Annotated in this window: 19 protein-coding genes; 9 read left to right on the top strand and 10 right to left on the bottom strand. The window is 64.2% G+C overall.

Annotation, left to right across the window (positions count from 1 at the left end; all coding sequences use genetic code 11):
* Positions 1 to 28 precede the first annotated feature (28 nt).
* Positions 29 to 1,630 carry a phosphoenolpyruvate carboxykinase gene (locus HH800_RS02810; protein ID WP_169860125.1) on the bottom strand — a complete coding sequence of 534 codons (1,602 nt, stop codon included), beginning with the start codon at positions 1,628 to 1,630 and terminating at the stop codon, positions 29 to 31.
* Between the two features lie 284 nt (positions 1,631 to 1,914).
* Here HH800_RS02810 and HH800_RS02805 point away from each other — a divergent pair, with 284 nt between their 5' ends.
* The 9 genes from HH800_RS02805 to HH800_RS02765 all read left to right on the top strand — a co-directional run bounded on the left by HH800_RS02805 (position 1,915) and on the right by HH800_RS02765 (position 9,760).
* The gene (locus tag HH800_RS02805; protein WP_004208080.1) at positions 1,915 to 2,619 is read left to right on the top strand and encodes a response regulator transcription factor; all 705 of its coding nucleotides are present in this window, start codon (positions 1,915 to 1,917) and stop codon (positions 2,617 to 2,619) included.
* A complete protein-coding gene (locus tag HH800_RS02800; RefSeq protein WP_010335533.1) occupies positions 2,588 to 4,183 on the top strand; it encodes a sensor histidine kinase in 1,596 nt (531 codons plus the stop codon). The genes HH800_RS02805 and HH800_RS02800 overlap by 32 nt, the downstream gene beginning before the upstream one ends.
* Positions 4,184 to 4,300: 117 nt before the next feature.
* Positions 4,301 to 4,735 (top strand): HPr kinase/phosphorylase, encoded by a 435-nt coding sequence (locus HH800_RS02795; RefSeq protein ID WP_004208082.1) that lies wholly within the window; start codon positions 4,301 to 4,303, stop codon positions 4,733 to 4,735.
* A complete protein-coding gene (gene rapZ / locus HH800_RS02790) occupies positions 4,732 to 5,670 on the top strand; it encodes an RNase adapter RapZ (protein ID WP_004208083.1) in 939 nt (312 codons plus the stop codon). The genes HH800_RS02795 and rapZ overlap by 4 nt, the downstream gene beginning before the upstream one ends.
* Before the next feature lie 22 nt (positions 5,671 to 5,692).
* On the top strand, positions 5,693 to 6,097 hold the full coding sequence (locus HH800_RS02785) for a PTS sugar transporter subunit IIA (protein WP_004208084.1): 405 nt from the start codon (positions 5,693 to 5,695) through the stop codon (positions 6,095 to 6,097).
* Entirely contained in the window at positions 6,094 to 6,366 is a 273-nt protein-coding gene (locus tag HH800_RS02780) for an HPr family phosphocarrier protein (protein ID WP_004208085.1), read from the top strand. The genes HH800_RS02785 and HH800_RS02780 overlap by 4 nt, the downstream gene beginning before the upstream one ends.
* Positions 6,367 to 6,503: 137 nt before the next feature.
* The gene (locus HH800_RS02775) at positions 6,504 to 7,499 is read left to right on the top strand and encodes a sensor domain-containing diguanylate cyclase (RefSeq protein ID WP_169860124.1); all 996 of its coding nucleotides are present in this window, start codon (positions 6,504 to 6,506) and stop codon (positions 7,497 to 7,499) included.
* Between the two features lie 88 nt (positions 7,500 to 7,587).
* A complete protein-coding gene (locus HH800_RS02770; RefSeq protein WP_169860123.1) occupies positions 7,588 to 8,388 on the top strand; it encodes a TrmH family RNA methyltransferase in 801 nt (266 codons plus the stop codon).
* Positions 8,389 to 8,506: 118 nt separating this feature from the next.
* A complete protein-coding gene (locus HH800_RS02765) occupies positions 8,507 to 9,760 on the top strand; it encodes an MFS transporter (protein WP_206379226.1) in 1,254 nt (417 codons plus the stop codon).
* A gap of 1 nt (position 9,761) precedes the next feature.
* Here HH800_RS02765 and HH800_RS02760 read toward each other — a convergent pair whose 3' ends face one another.
* The 9 genes from HH800_RS02760 to rimM form a co-directional block, all read right to left on the bottom strand.
* On the bottom strand, positions 9,762 to 10,277 hold the full coding sequence (locus HH800_RS02760; protein ID WP_097384264.1) for a GNAT family N-acetyltransferase: 516 nt from the start codon (positions 10,275 to 10,277) through the stop codon (positions 9,762 to 9,764).
* A 68-nt stretch (positions 10,278 to 10,345) separates the two neighbouring features.
* Complete coding sequence (locus tag HH800_RS02755; protein WP_169860122.1) at positions 10,346 to 13,042, bottom strand: TonB-dependent receptor plug domain-containing protein; 2,697 nt, start codon at positions 13,040 to 13,042, stop codon at positions 10,346 to 10,348.
* Positions 13,043 to 13,368: 326 nt separating this feature from the next.
* Positions 13,369 to 13,737: a 50S ribosomal protein L19 gene (gene rplS, locus HH800_RS02750; protein ID WP_004208091.1), complete on the bottom strand. Its 369-nt coding sequence runs from the start codon at positions 13,735 to 13,737 to the stop codon at positions 13,369 to 13,371.
* Between the two features lie 5 nt (positions 13,738 to 13,742).
* Positions 13,743 to 14,480 (bottom strand): tRNA (guanosine(37)-N1)-methyltransferase TrmD, encoded by a 738-nt coding sequence (gene trmD / locus HH800_RS02745; protein ID WP_159366874.1) that lies wholly within the window; start codon positions 14,478 to 14,480, stop codon positions 13,743 to 13,745.
* The gene (locus tag HH800_RS02740) at positions 14,477 to 14,749 is read right to left on the bottom strand and encodes a hypothetical protein (protein WP_010335523.1); all 273 of its coding nucleotides are present in this window, start codon (positions 14,747 to 14,749) and stop codon (positions 14,477 to 14,479) included. Before HH800_RS02740 ends, trmD begins: the two co-directional genes overlap by 4 nt.
* Positions 14,750 to 14,803: 54 nt before the next feature.
* The gene (locus tag HH800_RS02735) at positions 14,804 to 16,273 is read right to left on the bottom strand and encodes a serine hydrolase domain-containing protein (RefSeq protein ID WP_169860121.1); all 1,470 of its coding nucleotides are present in this window, start codon (positions 16,271 to 16,273) and stop codon (positions 14,804 to 14,806) included.
* 29 nt (positions 16,274 to 16,302) lie between these two features.
* The gene (locus HH800_RS02730; RefSeq protein ID WP_169860120.1) at positions 16,303 to 16,677 is read right to left on the bottom strand and encodes a type II toxin-antitoxin system VapC family toxin; all 375 of its coding nucleotides are present in this window, start codon (positions 16,675 to 16,677) and stop codon (positions 16,303 to 16,305) included.
* Positions 16,674 to 16,943, bottom strand: coding sequence for an AbrB/MazE/SpoVT family DNA-binding domain-containing protein (locus HH800_RS02725; protein ID WP_125986220.1), 270 nt, complete (start codon positions 16,941 to 16,943; stop codon positions 16,674 to 16,676). The genes HH800_RS02730 and HH800_RS02725 overlap by 4 nt, the downstream gene beginning before the upstream one ends.
* A 31-nt stretch (positions 16,944 to 16,974) precedes the next feature.
* On the bottom strand, positions 16,975 to 17,469 hold the full coding sequence (rimM, locus tag HH800_RS02720; RefSeq protein ID WP_017501877.1) for a ribosome maturation factor RimM: 495 nt from the start codon (positions 17,467 to 17,469) through the stop codon (positions 16,975 to 16,977).
* Positions 17,470 to 17,472 lie beyond the last annotated feature (3 nt).

Here is a 17,472-nt window from a genome sequence, read left to right as displayed (position 1 = left end):
ACACTGCTGCGTCCGATCAGGCGCCCATTCAGGCGGCCGTCAGCGCCGCGCTGCGCACGCCATCGTCGACATGCTCCTCGAACTGGGCGAAATTGTCGACAAAGGCCTTCACCAGCGTCGCCGCGGTCGCGTCATAGCCGTCCTTATCCGCCCACATCGCGCGCGGGTCGAGGATCTGGCTGTCGACGCCATTCACCGCCACCGGCACCTCGAACCCGAAATTGGGATCGGTGCGGAATTCGGCGCTGTTCAGGCTGCCGTCGAGCGCGGCGTTGAGCAGCGCGCGCGTCACCTTGATCGGCATGCGCTTGATCCCCGGCATGGTCGCCTTGCCTCCGGCCCAGCCGGTGTTGACCAGCCAGCAGGTGACGCCGCCCTTGTTGATCCGCTCTTTCAGCAGATTGCCATAGACGCTGGGGTGGCGCGGCATGAAGGGGGCGCCGAAGCAGGTCGAGAAGGTGGCGGTCGGCTCGGTCACGCCGATCTCGGTGCCCGCGACGCGCGCGGTGTAACCGGACAGGAAGTGATACATCGCCTGTTCCGGGGTCAGCCGCGCGATCGGCGGCAGCACGCCATAGGCGTCGGCGGTCAGGAAGATGATGTTCTTGGGCACCGGCCCCAGATTCTTCTCCGACGTGTTCGGGATGAAGTCGATCGGGTAGGAACCGCGGCTATTTTCGGCCAGGCTATTGTCGTCCAGGTCGATCTCGCGGCTTTCCTCGTCGATCACGACATTTTCCAGCACCGTGCCGAACCGCTTGGTGGTGGCGAAGATTTCCGGCTCGGCCTCGGCCGACAGGTTGATCATCTTGGCATAGCAGCCGCCCTCGAAATTGAAGACCGCCTGGTCCGACCAGCCATGCTCGTCATCGCCGATCAGGGTGCGGCTGGCATCCGCCGACAGCGTCGTCTTGCCGGTGCCGCTCAGGCCGAAGAAGACGGCCGTGTCGCCATTCGGGCCGATATTGGCCGAACAGTGCATCGGCATCACGCCCTTGGTCGGCAGCAGATAATTGAGGATGCCGAACACCGACTTCTTCATTTCGCCGGCATAGCGGGTGCCGCCGATCAGGATCAGCTTCTCGGTGAAGTTGACCGCGATCACCGTCTCGCTGCGGCAGCCATGGCGCGCCGGATCGGCGACGAAGGTCGGCAGGTCGATGATGGTATATTCCGGCGCGAAGTCGACCAGCGCCGCCGCCTCGGGCCGCACCAGCAGGGTGCGGATGAACAGATTATGCCAGGCGAACTCGTTGATGACGCGCACATTGACCCGATATTCGGGCTGCGACCCGCCATAGAGGTCGGCGACATAGAGCTTGTCCTTCTCGCCCAGCGCCTTGAAGAAATCCTCCTTCAGCGCGGCGAAATGCGCCGGCGTCATCGGCACATTGGTCTTGCCCCACCAGACGGTGTCCTGGGTCTCGGCATCCTGGACAATGAACTTGTCGCTGGCGCTGCGGCCGGTATGCTTGCCGGTCTTGACGACCAGCGGGCCGTCCTTGGCCAAAATGCCCTCGCCATTGGCAAGCGCGGCCTCGACCAGCGGCGCGGTGCCGAGGTTCCAAAACTGGGTGGCATGGGTGGAGATGCCCTGGTCGACCAGGGTGATTGAGGATTTGGCCTGCACGCCTTAGCTCCTGATGTAAAAAGTCCCTTAGTCGCTTGTCTTTTTATGCGACCGGCCCGTCCGGGAGCGCCGCGATCCTTGTCGCGCGGACATCCTCCCCTTCAAGCCCTACCGGCATAGGGCTTTGCGCCACGGCCGTCAAATAGGGGCGAACCACAGCCCGTCCCGAAAAACGACGCACGGGTCGCAGCAACAATTGCAACGCCCCTTCCTTGCAGGCCCGGCGGCCATCGTCTAACGCTGGATGCCTTCACCCATTTTATCATGACGTTCCGGGACGCAGCATGACCGCAACCATCGCGCTGGTGGATGATGACAAGAATATCCTGACGTCGGTGTCGATCGCGCTGCAGACCGAAGGGTTCGTCACGCGCATCTACACCGACCCGGAAGCCGCGCTGAAGGCGCTGACCGACAATCCGGCCGACCTTGGCGTGTTCGACATCAAGATGCCGCAGATGGACGGGCTGGAACTGCTGCGCCGCCTGCGCGAAAAGAGCCAGATGCCGGTCATCTTCCTGACCTCCAAGGCGGACGAGCTGGACGAGGCGCTGGGCCTGGCCATGGGCGCGGACGATTATATCTCCAAGCCCTTCTCGCAGCGGCTGCTGATCGCGCGCATCCGCGCCATCCTGCGCCGCGCGGAGATCAGCCGCACGCCCGAAGCCGCCGATGAGCCGCCGTCCGATCCGATCGTACGCGGCCGGCTGGAGATGGACCCGCCCCGCCACCGGGTGAAATGGGACGGCAAGGATGTGACGCTGACCGTCACCGAGTTCCTGATCCTGGAAACCCTTGCTGCACGGCCCGGCGTGGTGAAGAACCGCAACCAGCTCATGGACGCCGCCTATCAGGACGACGTCTATGTCGACGACCGCACGATCGACAGCCATATCAAGCGGCTGCGTCGCAAATTCCGAGAGGTAGACCCTGACTTCAACGCAATCGACACGCTCTATGGCGCCGGATACCGCTTCTCCGAAGAATGAGGACGCGCCGCTCGCGGTGCGCTGGTCGGGGCGACTGAGCCTCACCCCGCGCATCCTGGCGGTCAATGTCTTCGCGCTCGCCCTGCTGGCGGGCGGCTTCTTCTATCTGGACAGCTATCGCACGCGGATCGTCGACGATCGGCTGGAACAGTCGGCGCGCGAGCTGAAGCTGCTAGCCATTGGCCTGGAAAATGCGCCTGCCGACCGGCAGAATGCGCTGATCGCCGCCTATGCGCGCCAGACCGGCGACCGGGTGCGCCGCTATGACGCGGCCGGCAATCTGATGGCCGACAGCTTCGCCATGGATGCGCCGCGCTATCGGCTGCGCCTGCCCTCGGAAGAGGAATGGCAGCGCCATGTCGCCCGCTTCCTCGACAAGGCGGTCGACCGCGTCGTCTCCGCCGATCGCCCGCCCAATTTCGAGGAACCCGCCGTCGATCGCGCCAGCGCCTGGCCCGAACTGGTGCTGGCCGCCAAGACGCGCCAGCCCCAGGCGATGAACCGCTACGCGCCCGATCGCACCTTCATGATCTCGGCCGCCGTCGCCGTGCGCGACGGTTCGGGCCTGCTCGCGACCGAAAATGCGCGCGATATCACCCGCATCGTCCGCGCCGAACGGCTGCGCCTGGGCATCGTGCTGGCTGCCGCCGTCCTCGCCTCCGTGCTGCTGTCGCTGTTCCTCGCCCGCACCATCGTCCAGCCGCTCCAGCGCCTGGCCCGTGCCGCCGTGCGCGTTCGCCTCGGCCGCGCGCGGGAGGTCACCGTGCCTCGCCTGCCCGAGCGACGCGACGAGATCGGCATGCTCGCCCGCGCCCTGTCTGACATGAGCCATGCGCTGCGCCAGCGGATCGACGCGACCGATGCCTTCGCCGCCGACGTCAGCCATGAACTCAAGAACCCGATCGCCTCGCTTCGATCCGCGCTCGATTCGCTCGAACGGGTGGACCGGCCGGACCTGCGCGACCAGTTGATGGCAATCGCACAGGATGATGTCCGCCGGCTCGACCGGCTCGTCACCGACATCGCCGAAGCCTCCCGCATCGACGCCCAATTGTCCCGCACCCGGTTCGAGCCGATCGACCTTGGCCTGCTGATTGAGCGCATGGTCCTCGCCCGCGAAGCACGCGGCGTGCCACGCGGCATCCGCCTCGCCTTTGCCCGCCCGCGCAAGGAGGTCGCCGTCGTTTTGGGCGAGGAACAGCGGATCGTGCGCGTGCTCGACAATCTGATCGACAATGCCATCTCCTTCTCGCCCGACGACGGGCTGGTCCAGATCATCGCCACCGTCGCCGACAATGAAGTGCTGGTCAGCGTCGAGGATGAAGGCCCCGGCGTGCCCGAGGGCGAGCGCGAGCATGTCTTCCGTCGTTTCCACAGCGTCCGCCCGGAAGGTGAGGCGTTCGGCAAGCATTCGGGTCTCGGCCTCGCCATCGCCCGCTCGATCGTCGAGGGGCATCAGGGCAAGATCAGCATCGCCGATCGCGAGGACATGCAGAGCGGCGCCCGCTTCATCGTCCGCCTGCCCATGGCCGTGGAACGCGACCCCGGCATAATGTCCGAATGAAAGCAATAAGCTGTTCATTCCTGCTGGCCACAATACTCCGCTGCGATGTCGCGTGAATCGACGCAATTCGATTTCCAACGCGGCGAACTGGGGCTAGAAGCAGGAAGGCAGGGGAACATGGTGCGGGCACTTTCATCAGAGACGCTTCACGCAACGACCGTCGCGATCGAGGGACGCTCGGTGCTGCTCTATGGCGCCAGCGGCATGGGCAAGTCCGATCTTGCCCTGCGCCTGATCGATCGCGGCGCAACGCTGGTTTCCGACGATTATACCCTGCTCAAGCGGGTCGACGGCCGGCTGATCGCCACCGCCCCCGAAACCATCAGCGGCAAGATGGAAGTGCGCGGCATCGGGATCGTGCCCGTGCCGCATGTCGGCGATTCGCCGGTCGCGCTGATCGTCGATCTGGCCGAAACGGTCGAACGCATGCCGATGCACGCCGCCACCCGCACCATCGCCGGAGTCGAAATTCCGCTGGTCGCCGTCGTCGCGCATGAGGCGTCCGCCCCGATCAAGGTCGAACTCGCGCTCAAGGCCCTGGGCAAGACATGAGCGATAGCGCGCCCAAGACCATCCTGCTCGTCTCCGGCCTGTCGGGCGCCGGCAAGACCACGGCGCTCAAGACGCTGGAGGATATGGGCTGGGAAGTGGTGGACAATCTGCCGCTGGTGCTGCTCGACCGCCTGCTCGACACGCCCCTGCCCGCCGGTCATGGCGGCGAGGATGACCGGCCGCTGGCGCTCGGCATCGACGCACGCACCCGCGGCTTCGACGCCAATGCCATCGTCCAGCGGATCAAGGCGCTGCGCGAACGCCATGGCCATGATATCGAGACATTGTTCCTCGACTGCTCGGGCGCCGAGCTGGAACGCCGCTATGCCGAAACCCGTCGCCGCCACCCGCTGGCGCAGGATCGCCCGGCCGCCGACGGCATCGCCCGCGAACGCGAACTGACCGAACCGCTGCGCCGCTGGTCGGCCCAGCTGATCGACACCACCAGCCTGTCGACCAATGCGCTGCAGCAGGAAATGCGCGCCCGCTTCGCCCGCGAACAGCTCTCCGATCCGGTGCTGACCATCCTCTCCTTCGGCTATTCGCGCGGCGTGCCGCGCAATGTCGACCTGATGTTCGACATGCGCTTCCTGCGTAACCCCTTCTGGGACGAGGATTTGCGTCCCAAGACTGGCCTAGACGCAGATGTCGCCGCCTATATCCAGGCCGACCCTGCCTATCAGGAGGCGCTGGGCAAGATCCAGGATCTGCTGACGACCCTGCTGCCGCGCTACGCCGAAGCCGGCAAAACCTATATTACCGTGGCTTTCGGCTGCACCGGCGGGCGCCATCGCTCGGTCCATGTCGCCGAACATGTCGCTAGATACTTGCAAGATGCGGGCTTTTCGCCCACCGTCTCGCACCGCAATATGGAATCAGCGCCCCAGGACAGTCTGGAGAAGCGCAGACCGGGAGGCCCGAAAGCAATATCATGACAAAGGTGGGCCGCGGAAGCAGATGATCGGACTCGTACTCGTCACCCATGGGTCGCTTGCGACGGAATTCGTCGTGGCCATGGAACATGTCGTGGGACCGCAACAGCAGATCGAAACGATCTGCATCGGGCCGGAAGATGACATGGAATTGCGCCGCGCGGACATCGCGGCAGCGGTCGCGCGCGTCAATGACGGCGCCGGCGTCATCCTGCTGACCGACCTGTTCGGTGGCACCCCCTCCAACCTCGCCATCTCGCTGCTCAAGGCCGGCGAGATCGAGGTGATCGCGGGCATCAACCTGCCCATGCTCATCCGCCTGGAAAGCGCCCGCAAGGTGATGGACGTGCGCGCCGCCGTCGCCGCCGCCCGCGAAGCAGGCCAGAAATATATCAGCGTCGCATCGGAATTGCTGGGCAGCACCTCATGAATGATATCAGCCGGGAAGTCAGGATCAGCAACAAGCGCGGCCTCCATGCCCGCGCCAGCGCGAAATTCGTGACCCTGGCCAGCGGCCTGCCCGCCCAGATCACCGTCAGCAAGGATGGCAGCGAAGTCACCGGCACATCGATCATGGGCCTGATGATGCTCGGCGCCGCCATGGGCGACAGCATCACCATCAGCGCTGCCGGTCCCGACGCGCATGACAGCCTGCACCAGCTCGTCGCCCTGGTCGAAGACAAGTTCGGCGAGGAATAGGCGCGACCAGCGGCCGCGTTGCCGCGACGGGTTCCCATCCCGACATTGACGTCACGGCCCCGCCGCCCCATCTTGCGATATAGGGCGACCGCTGATCGGGAGGCAGCATTCGCCACCGGTTCAAGTGGATAGGCGCCATGCTCGACACGAAATTGAACGACGAAGCCGCCCGCCTGGCCGCGCTCGGGCGCTACGAAATTCTCGACACGCCGCCCGAGCCTGCCTTTGATCGCATCACCCAGCTTGTCCGGTCGATCCTGGGTGTGCCGATGTCGGTCGTGTCGCTGATCGACGGCGATCGCCAATGGTTCAAGTCGCGCACCGGCATCGACGCGACCGAAACCCCGCGCGACATCGCCTTCTGCAACCACACCATCCGCGACCGTATGCCGCTGGTCGTCCCCGATGCCTGTTCCGACCAACGCTTCAGCAGCAATCCGCTGGTCACCGGCGATCCCAACATCCGCAGCTATGCCGGCGTCCCGCTGGCGACGCCCGACGGCTATAATGTCGGCACCCTCTGCGCGATCGATACCGTGCCGCGCGAATTTGATCCCGGCCAGATCGCCATCCTCGAAAATCTCGGCGCTCTGGTGGTGGAGCAACTGGAACTGCGCCGCATCGCCGAGCGCGACCATCTGAGCGGCGCCCTCACCCGCCGCGCCTTCGTGGCGGAAATGGACAAGCATATCGCCCTCTTCCGCCGCTATGCGCGTCCGGCCAGCCTGCTGCTGTTCGACATCGACCATTTCAAGCGGGTCAATGACACCCACGGCCACCCCGCCGGCGATGTCGTGATCCGCGAGGTCGCCGCCTGTTGCGACCGGACCAAGCGCCCGAACGACATATTGGGCCGGCTTGGCGGGGAAGAGTTCGGCGTGCTGCTCCCCGAAAGCAATGCAGCGCAGGCCGGGGCTGCCGCCCAGCGTTTCTGCGATGCCATCGCCGCGCTGGAAATCGCCCATATCCCGCCGCTGCGCGTCACCGCCAGCTTCGGCATCGCCGAGATCGGGCCCGACCGGATCAGCAGCGACGCCTGGATCGCCGCCGCCGATGTCGCCCTCTATGCCGCCAAGCATGGCGGCCGCAATCGCGTGGCCATCGCGAAAACGGACGCCGCCCAGCCCGACTGACACCGAAAGGCTGTCCTTTTTCCCATTCCCTCGATAGAGAGGCCGCTTCGTCCGCACTGGTCGCGGACCAGAAGGCAGGACGCAGAACGTGGCACGCGAAATCACCGGTTTTTCCAACCCGCTGGTCAAGCGCGTGCGCTCGCTGCGGGAAAAGAAATATCGCAAGGCCGAAGGGCTGTTCCTGGCCGAAGGGCTGCGCATCCTGACCGAAGCGCGCGAGGAAGGCGTGCTGCCCGAAATGCTCTTCCATGCTGGCTCCACCCACCCGCTCGCGCTCGACCTGATCGACGCGATCGAGGCGGACGGCGGCGACGTGATCGAAACCACGCCCGATATTCTGTCCAAGATCAGCGGCAAGGATAATGCCCAGGCCGTGGTCGGCGTCTATCGCGACCGGCTGACCCCGCTGGAGAAGCTCGATCGCAGCACCGCCGACATCTGGATCGTCGCCCAGTCGCTGCGCGACCCCGGCAATCTCGGCACCATATTGCGCACCGGCGACGCGGTCGGTGCCGGCGGCCTCATCCTGATCGACGATTGCGTCGACCCCTTCTCGGTCGAATCGGTGCGCGCCAGCATGGGCGCCTTGTTCACCCAGTCGATCACCCAGGCACGCTGGGGCGAATTCATGCACTGGCTGCGCCAGGGGCCGGGCGAACTGATCGGCACCAGCCTGAAAGCGACCCAGGATTATCAGGAGCCCAATTATCAGAGCCCCAGCTTCCTGCTGGTCGGCAATGAGGCGCAGGGCCTGCCCGAAAGCTACGAAGCCGAATGCGACCAGCTGGTGAAGATGCCGATGCTGGGCAAGGCCGACAGCCTCAACGCCGCAGTCGCAACGGCGGTCATGGCCTATGAGCTGCTGAACCAGAAACGAAAGACATCATAACGTCATCCCAGCGAAGGCTGGGATCTCATTTTTCTTCAGACATGTTGAAGAAGAGAGATGCCAGCCTTCGCTGGCATGACGCCAAAGGGGGCGAGAAGACGTGAAACAGACGAGCGGCATGAGCGCAATGTGGCTGCACAAGCGGGTGCTGGCAGCGAGCCTCATCGGCACGGCGGTCGAATTTTACGACTTCTACATCTACGCCACCGCCGCCAGCCTGATCTTCCCCTCGCTCTTCTTCCCGGCCTCCTCGCCCTCGGCGCAATTGATGGCCTCCTATGGCAGCCTCGCCCTCGCCTTCCTCGCCCGGCCTCTCGGCGCCGCCGTCTTCGGCCATTATGGCGACCGCATCGGGCGCAAGGCGACGCTCGTCACCTCGCTGATGCTGATGGGCGGCTGTACATTGCTGATCGGCTTCCTGCCGACCTATCTCATGATCGGCTTCTGGGCGCCGCTGATCCTGTGCGTGCTGCGTTTCGGCCAGGGCTTTGGCCTGGGCGGCGAATGGGGCGGCGCGGCGCTGCTGGCGGTCGAAAATGCACCCGAAGGCTGGCGCGCCCGCTTCGGCATGTTCCCGCAGCTGGGCGCCCCGGTCGGCTTCATCGCCGCCAACGGCCTGTTCCTGCTGCTCGGCGCCTTCCTGACCGATGCGGAATTCTTTGCCTGGGGCTGGCGCCTGCCGTTCCTGGGCAGTTCGGTCCTCGTGATCCTGGGCCTCTGGGTCCGCCTCAAGCTCACCGAGACGCCGGAATTTGCCGCCGCACAACAGGAAGCACCGCCGCCGGCCGTGCCGCTTGCCACCCTGCTCTCGACCCATCTGGGCGCGGCCATCGCCGGCACCTTCGCCTGCGCCGCCTGCTTCGCCGTCTATTATATCGCAACCGCCTTTGCCCTGGGCTATGGCACCACCGCGCTCAAGATCGACCGGGAAATCTTCCTCGCGATCCAGCTTGGCGCGATCATGTTCATGGCGCTCAGCATCGTGATCGCCGGCTGGTGGTCGGACAGGAGCAGCCCCACCCGCGTCCTCGCCTGGGGCTGTGCCGGCACGCTGGTCATGGGCATCGTCTTCGGCCCGCTGATCGGCACCGCCGCGCTGTTGCCGATCTTCGTCGCGCTCAGCCTCGCTCTGTTCGTCATGGGCTTCATCTACGGCCCACTCGGCGCCTATCTGCCCGCCCTCTTCCCGACCCAGCTGCGCTATACCGGGGCGTCCTTCGCCTTCAATCTGGGCGGCATCCTGGGCGGCGCGCTGGCGCCGATCGTCGCGACCTGGCTGATCGGGATGCAGGGCGTCGCGCTCGTCGGCCTCTATATGTCGGCGGCCGCGCTCATCAGCCTGGCGGGCCTGTGGTGGACCAGCCGCACCTGAATCAGATTGCCTTGCGCATCAGGATCATCGGCACGCCGCTATCCTCGAACGGGCGGACGTCGATGAACCCGAAGCTGCGATAGAGCGGCACGCCGGCCATCGTCGCCGACAATTCCAGCGCGGCAAAGCCCTCCTGCCGCGCGGCGGCCTCACACAGCGCCAGGATGGTCGTGCCGACCCCTTTGCGGATATGGTCGGGATGGGTGTACATCGCCCGCACCTTCGCCGCCTCGGTTGCGGGGTCTAGCATGCGGTCGTCGCGCCCGGCCGTGTGGTCGCCACCATAGGCGGTGGCACGCCGGCTCCATCCGCCACATCCGGCGATCGCCCCCTCCGCCTCCACCACGAAATAGGTCCGGTCACCTATCAGCCGCCGGTCCAGCCCCATGAAGCCATGACTGGCCTGCACCTGCGCCGCGGTCAGATAGGCCGATTGCAGTTGCTCGATGGCCAGCGTCATCAGGGCGGACAAAGCGGGTTCGTCGGCGGCGGTCGCCAGGCGGTTGGTCAAGGACATGGCCCCTCCTGCAACGAAATCGGCCGGCCCCGCAAGGGACCGGCCGACCGGATCATGATGATGCGGGATCAGAACTTGAATCCGACCTTCGCATACCAGAAGCCGCCGTTGAAGCCGAAGGGCGATACGTCGGGATAGATGTCACCGGTGAAGCGACCACCCGTCGACGCATAGACCGGTCCCAGCCCGCCGGCGCGATTGTCATATTTGTCGGGATAGTTGCTGAACAGGTTCTGCGCGCCGGCACTCAGCGTGAAATTGTCATTGAGCTGATAGCTGACTTCCAGATCGAACACGAACTCGCTGCCAAAGCTCTGATTGACATAGCTTTCGCCGTTCGCACCAGTGCCGTCGTCATAGACCTTGTACTTGCCATACCAGTTCGCCCGGCCGAGCACCGACAGCGCGCCGCTGGTCCAGTTCTCGGTCAGGATCACGCGCGTCTTGGGCAGCGTATTCTGCAGCTGCATGATGCGCGTGTCGCTGATGATCGGCGATCCGGTATCGGGGTCCAGCCCGACGCGGATGACCTTCGTCTTGTTGTAGTTGAAGGCCAGCGTGGTGTTGAACGTCCCCATGCTGTCTGTCGAGAAGCGATAGCTGCCAACCACGTCGACACCCTGGGTCCGGGTATCGAAGGCATTGGTCAGGAACTGCACCTCGTTGACCGTGGCATAGTTGGCCAGGCCCAGCGCCTGAAGTTCGGGCCGCTGATCGTCGGTGATCACCCGCGATCCGGTGGTGCCAATGCGGTCCTTCACCTTGATGTTGTAATAGTCGATCGTCAGCGACGCGCCGGGGGCCGGCGTGAACACCGTACCGGCCGAGAAGCTGACCGACTCTTCCGGCTTCAGCGGCACCGCGCCCAGATATTGGGCGACCGGGCTGGCGACCGGCAGCGTCATGAACTCGATCGCGTTGGGATTGCCCGGATTGAAGGTGGTCGCGATGCTGCTGGTGTTGGTCTGGCCCGGCGTCGGCGCACGGAAGCCGGTCGACAGCGTGCCGCGAACCGCGAACACATCCGGCACGATGGCGTAGCGTGCCGACACCTTGCCCGTGGTCGAATTGCCGAAATCGGACAGATGCTCGTAGCGGCCGGCAAAACCAAGCGAGAAGGCTTCGGTGATGTCACCTTCGACGTCGATGTAGAGGCCCTTGGAATTGCGGCTGCTCTCACCCGCGATCGCCGGACCATAGCCGGGGAAACCATTGGCGCCGACCGGCAGCGCGACCGAGAGCTGGCTGCCGTCCGCGTTCAGCACCGGCGTGCCATCCTGATGGAAGACCAGGTTCCCCGTATAGGGCCCGATCGCATAGGAAGCGGCGTCGCCCAGACCCAGTTCATAGGATTCCCGGAAATATTGCCCACCAAACGCAATCGTGATCGGGCTCGCCAGCCCGACTTCCCAGGGATAGCTGAAATCCGCATTGAACAGCGTTTCGCGCTGTTCCAGCTTGCCGAGGTAGAATTCGGTCGGCGACGTGATGCCCAGGGACGGGTTCATCGTGCCGTCCATCGTATATTTCAGCGTCGACTGGCCATAGCTGCCCGACAGGTCATAGTTCAGGCCAAAGCCGAGCGTGCCCTTGTAGCCGACGGTGCCCGAAATATCGTCGATCTTGCCGAAGAAGATCGGCGTGAAGCCGCCCGAATAGACGCAGCTCCAGTTCTGGACCAGCGGATCGGAGCAATCCGACACCTGCGTATAATCCCGCGTCGTGGGATCATAACCGTTGGGCGCATAGACATTGCCGCCCGCCGCGCCGGTCTGGATGCCCGGTGTCGTGTTGTCGAAATCGGTGAAATAGTCGTTGAAGATGCCGTTCAGGCCGAAATTGGCGGAATTGACCGACTGGCGATAGTTGAAGCTCTCTTCCTGGAAGCTGTGGCCGTAATTGCCAAAGAAGTAGATGCTGCTTTCGTCGCCCAGGTCGAACCCGCCATTCACGAAGAAGCGATAGGATTCCATCTTCGGATTGCCATAGCGCTGCGCCAGCTTGGGCACGCCGATGTCGGGCTGCTCCTGCGACAGTTCCAGCGCGCCGGGTCGGGTGACGCCGCGGCTGGTCTTGCCGGCGTTCACATATTCGCCGCTGATGTTGATGAAGCCATTGTCGCCCAGCTTGAAACCACCGTTCAGCGCGACCTGATAATCCTCGCCATCGCCGCGATAATATTGGCCATAGCGGGCATAGCCCGAAATGCCGTCGGTATCGTCGCGCAGCGCCATGTTGATGACGCCGGCGATCGCGTCGGAACCATATTGGGCCGAAGCGCCGTCGCGCAGCACTTCGACGCTGCGCACCGCAATCGCCGGAATCTGCGCAAGGTCGGCCGAATGGGCGCCAGCGGACTGGGCGTTCGCGCCGATCTGGACCAGCGCGGAGCGATGCATGCGCTTGCCGTTCACCATCACCAGCGTCTGGTCGGGCGCCAGCCCGCGCAGGTTGGGCGGCCGGACGAAGGAGGAGCCGTCGCCAATGGCATAGCGCGCCACCGAGAAGGACGGGACCAGGTTCTGGATCACCTGGTTCATGTCGGCGACGCCCTGCTTCTGCAGTTCCTCGCCGGAATAGACATCGATCGGCGTCGGCGATTCGGCGACGGTACGGTCGGTACGTCGCGTGCCGGTGACGATGATCGTCTGGCCGGGCGTTTCCGCTGCGGCCGCCTGGGGCGCAACATCCTGCGCAAGAACAGGCATGGAATAGGACAGTGCAATGGCAATCGCACTGCATGAAAACAGACCCTGATACTTCATCAAAAAGCCCCCTATTTCTTTTTTTAGAGACCTTTCGACACCTCCCTCTTCTTGTTGCCAGATGAGATCGTAATGGACGCAACTATCCGTTCCTGAAATCGGAAATTTCAGTGCGTTTCACTCAGTAACATCTGGAAATATCAGGCTGGCATAATTGCATCGACTGCGAAATGGCCCTTTGGGTGGCCGCAAAAATTTGTTCGCAAGCGCAATAATTCATGCCGTAAAACAATGTGTCAAATCATTGTAACACAAAGAAAAAGGCGGCGGCCCCGGGGGCCACCGCCTGTTTCATTTTTACAACTGTCAAGGACAGTTTTGAAGGATCAACCTTCGGTGCGGGTATCGCGGCGCTCGGCGATACGAGCGCGCTTGCCGGTGCGGCCACGCAGATAATAGAGCTTGGCACGACGCACGACACCGCGACGAACGACGGTGATCGAATCGAGGTTGGGCGAGTAGAGCGGGAACACGCGCTCCACGCCTTCGCCGAACGAAATCTTGCGAACGGTGAAGTTGCTGCCCATGCCCTTGTTGGAACGGGCAATGCAGACGCCTTCATAGTTCTGGACGCGGCTGCGCTCGCCTTCGACAACCTTCACGCCGACGCGCAGGGTGTCACCGGGACGGAAATCGGGGATTTCCTTCGCCAGGGCAGCAATGTTTTCGGCCTCGATCTGCTGGATCAAGTTCATGTAACTCAGTCCTTATTTTCGCGTTGCGCACCAGAGGGCGACTGGTCCCGAACACCGATATGGCGTTCCCAAAGGTCCGGCCGCCTTAGCCGTGTATCTGCCTCCGCCTGTTGTTTCCGCCAGGCGGCGATCTTCGCATGATCCCCCGATCGCAACACTTCGGGAATCCTGCGCCCCTCCCATTCGACTGGTCGGGTATAATGCGGATATTCGAGCAACCCCGTTTCGAAGGATTCCTCGACACCGCTGGAAGCGGCGCCCATTACACCGGGAAGCAGGCGGATGCAAGCATCCAGCAGCATCAGCGCGCCCATTTCCCCGCCGGACAGGATGATGTCGCCCATCGATATCTGCTCGATCGGTCGGGCATCGAAAATCCGCTCGTCAAAGCCCTCGAATCGCCCGCACAGCAAGGTCACGCCGGGACCATCCGCCAGCGCACGGATCCGCGCCTGCGTGATCGGCGTGCCGCGCGGCGTCATCGCCAGGATCGGCAGGTCGGGCCGCTGCGCCAGCGCATGGTCGATGCCGCACGCCAATATGTCAGGCTTCAGCACCATGCCCGCCCCGCCCCCGGCCGGCGTATCGTCGACGGTGCGATGCTTGTCGGTCGCAAAGCCGCGCATCTGGATGGGATCGCACGACCATTTCCCCTCGGCCAGCGCACGCCCCGCGAGCGACACGCCCAAGGGCCCCGGAAACATCTCGGGATAGAGGGTCAGGATCTGGGCCGCAAAACTCATCGCCGGCGCGCCCGCAGCCGGGCGGCAGACAGGCCGCCAATCAGGCAGAGCGCACCGCAGCCCATCATCACGAAGCCGATCATCCGCAGCATGTCGGCAAAGGGCCGTTCGGGATGCAGCATGCCCGGCAGCAGCACCAGCAGCGGCAGGGGACAGACCAGCCCGATCGCCACCAGCCCCTTCACCCAGAGCGGCCAGCCAAGGCCGAACAGCCGCCAGCCCCCGGCCAGCATCATCAGCAGATAGATTGCGGTCAAAATTTGCGCCATGGCAGCGCGCCTAGAGCATTTTCGCCGCAGGGGAAACTGTCGATCGCGCCGCGCTCAGGGCGCCTTGACCTCCAGTTTCAGTTCCTGGATTTCCGCGTCGGCGGTCGGCGCCAGCAACAGGCTGCCCGCCACCCGCCCCTTCTCGCAGGTCCAGGTGAACTTGCCCGACAGATTGCCTGTCGCGCTCAGCGGTGCATCGACCGCGCAGCTACCGACCTCTCCCTTCAACGCCGCCAGGCGCTTGCCCCAATGCACCGCATCGGCATCCATCAGGAAATTCATTGCCAGATTGTCGCGGGCGGCCAGCACATCGCCCGACGCGTAGATGCGCCCCGCCGCGGCATAGCCCTGCGCCAGCAGCGGACTGACCGGCACGTCCCGCGCGATCAGCGCTCCCGCCTTCTGCAACAGCATCGCCGCATCCCAGGCGGCGCCCGCCCCGCCATTATAGGTGCGATTGGTGAAGACGAAGATGCCGACACCATAATCCGGCATCAGCATCACATGGCTGCCATAGCCGGGATAGCCGCCGCCATGGGACAGGGTCAGCCCCAGGTCGCAATCCTGCGCGATCCGCATGGCAAAGCCATAGGCCGCCGCCTGGCGGCAGGCGGTCGCCCCGCTCTTGCCGTTGCGCTGGCCGACGCTCATGAAATTGCTACCCTCCGCCAGCATCCGCACCGACGCCCGGCTGACCGGACCGCTCTCCGCATCGTCGCGCGGCGGCCAGGCCGACAGCAGAAAGGCCACCCAGCGGGCATAGTCATTGGCACTGGTCTGCAGCCCGCCCATCGCGCCAAAGGCGCCGTCGGCCATGTCGGGCTCACGCTTCCAGCGCCCATCTTCCCAGCGATAGCCGAGCGACCGCCGCGCAACCGGCCATTCGCTCAACTGATAGCCGCTCGACGCCATGCCCAGCGGCGTCAACAGGCTCTGCTCGACATAGCGGCGATAGGGCATGCCCGAGACATTGGCGATGATCCGCCCCAGCAGCGCATAGCCGAAGTTGGAATATTCATAATGGGTCGCCGGCGCGCTGCTCATCGGCACGCCCTGCTCCAGCATCCGGGTGAAGTCCGCGTCGGGCAGCGGCGTCTGCCGGTCGCCCCACGGATTGTCGTCGACAAAGCCCGCGCTGTGCGTCAGCAGGTCGCGGATGCGGATGCGCGGACTATCCTTGGTCGCATAGGTCCAACCGCGCATTTCCGGCACATATGTCTCGGCCAGATCGTCAAGCGAGAGCTTGCCTTCCTCCCGCAGCTTCAGGATCGACAGCGCCGTGAACGCCTTGGTCATGGATGCAATGCGGAACAGGCTGTCGGCCGTCACCGGCCGCTTCTGCACCAGATCCTGCGCGCCAAAGCCCTTCACATGGACCAGCCTTCCATCGGCGACGATGCCATAGACCACGCCCAGCGCATGGCTATCGACCTGGAAATCGGCAAAGAGACGGTCAATCTCGGGGATGGCAGCGTCGATCTTCCTGGCATCGGCAGCAACCGCCGGCGCGGGAAGAAAAGCCATGAACAGCAGAACGGGCAGGAAACATCGCGTCACCGGGTCCAATCCTCCACTTTCAGGTCGGGAATATCGGCAAAGTCAGACAGATTATTGGTCACGACCGTCGCGTCGAGACTCAGTGCATGCGCCGCCAGCAGGCGGTCAAATCGCCCTCTACGAAAGGGCATTCGCGCATAGGCGCGCGCCGCCGCATCGTCGAAGGGCAACAGGACAACCTCCTCCAAAAAGGCGTCCAGCAATTCGACAGGCGGAATCTTGCCATTGGCCGAACCAAGCGCCAGTTCGGCCAGAACGATCGTAGAGAGCGCGAGATCGCCGGACCGGCACGCAGCCGCACGCTTGACCAGTCCGGGATAGGTGCCGGCGAACAGGAAGATGCAACTGTTCGTATCCAGCAAATACATCAACGAAAGCCCGGAAAGTCGGGATCGTCCCACACTCGCGGACTGTCATCGAATTCTTCGCGAGAGAACGCCTCCAACCAGGGCGCCTTGCCGGCAAATTTGCTGACGTCGATCAGGCGCGGCGGCGCATCAACCGGCTCCAGGGTGAACTTGCCATTCTCCTCGCGCAGGCGCATTTCAGCGCCTTCCTGCAAGCCGAGCGCCTTTGGCAGCCGCAACGCCAGGCTGTTGCCCGACTTAAAGACCTTGGCCCGATATTCTTCGCCCATGGAGAAGCTCCGTATATACGGAGCGTATATACTATTCGGTAAAAGCCGCGTCAATCACGGCGCCGTCCTCGCTCAGCAGTACCACATGCATCGGCGCCATGAAGCGCTTGCCGGGCTTGCCCTCGATGGACGGACGCTGCACCTCGATGATGTCGCCGGCGCCGAAATTCTCGACCGCGATGATCTCCCCCAGCGTCTCGCCGGTGCTGCTGGTGCAGGGAAGGCCGACCAGGTCGGCATGATAATATTCGCCCTCGGGCAAGGCCGGCAGGGCGGAACGCGGGACGGTCAGCGCCGTGCCGCGCAGGGCTTCGGCCGCGCCGCGATCGCCGATCTCGGCAAAGCGGGCCACCGCGCCATTGGGGCCGGGGCGCACCGACTTCAACGTCAATGTGCGCCCCGCCGCATCGAAGCTCTTGTAGCTTTTCAGGGCCTCGGCCCCTTCGCCAAACAGCTTCAGACGGACTTCGCCCGCCACGCCATGGGCACCGATGATCGCGGCCAGGGTGACGGGCTTGTCGGTCAAGAG

Origin of the sequence: Sphingobium yanoikuyae, from assembly GCF_013001025.1 — a bacterium.
GTDB lineage: Bacteria > Pseudomonadota > Alphaproteobacteria > Sphingomonadales > Sphingomonadaceae > Sphingobium > Sphingobium yanoikuyae_A.
This window is presented reverse-complemented; position numbering and strand designations above follow the sequence as displayed.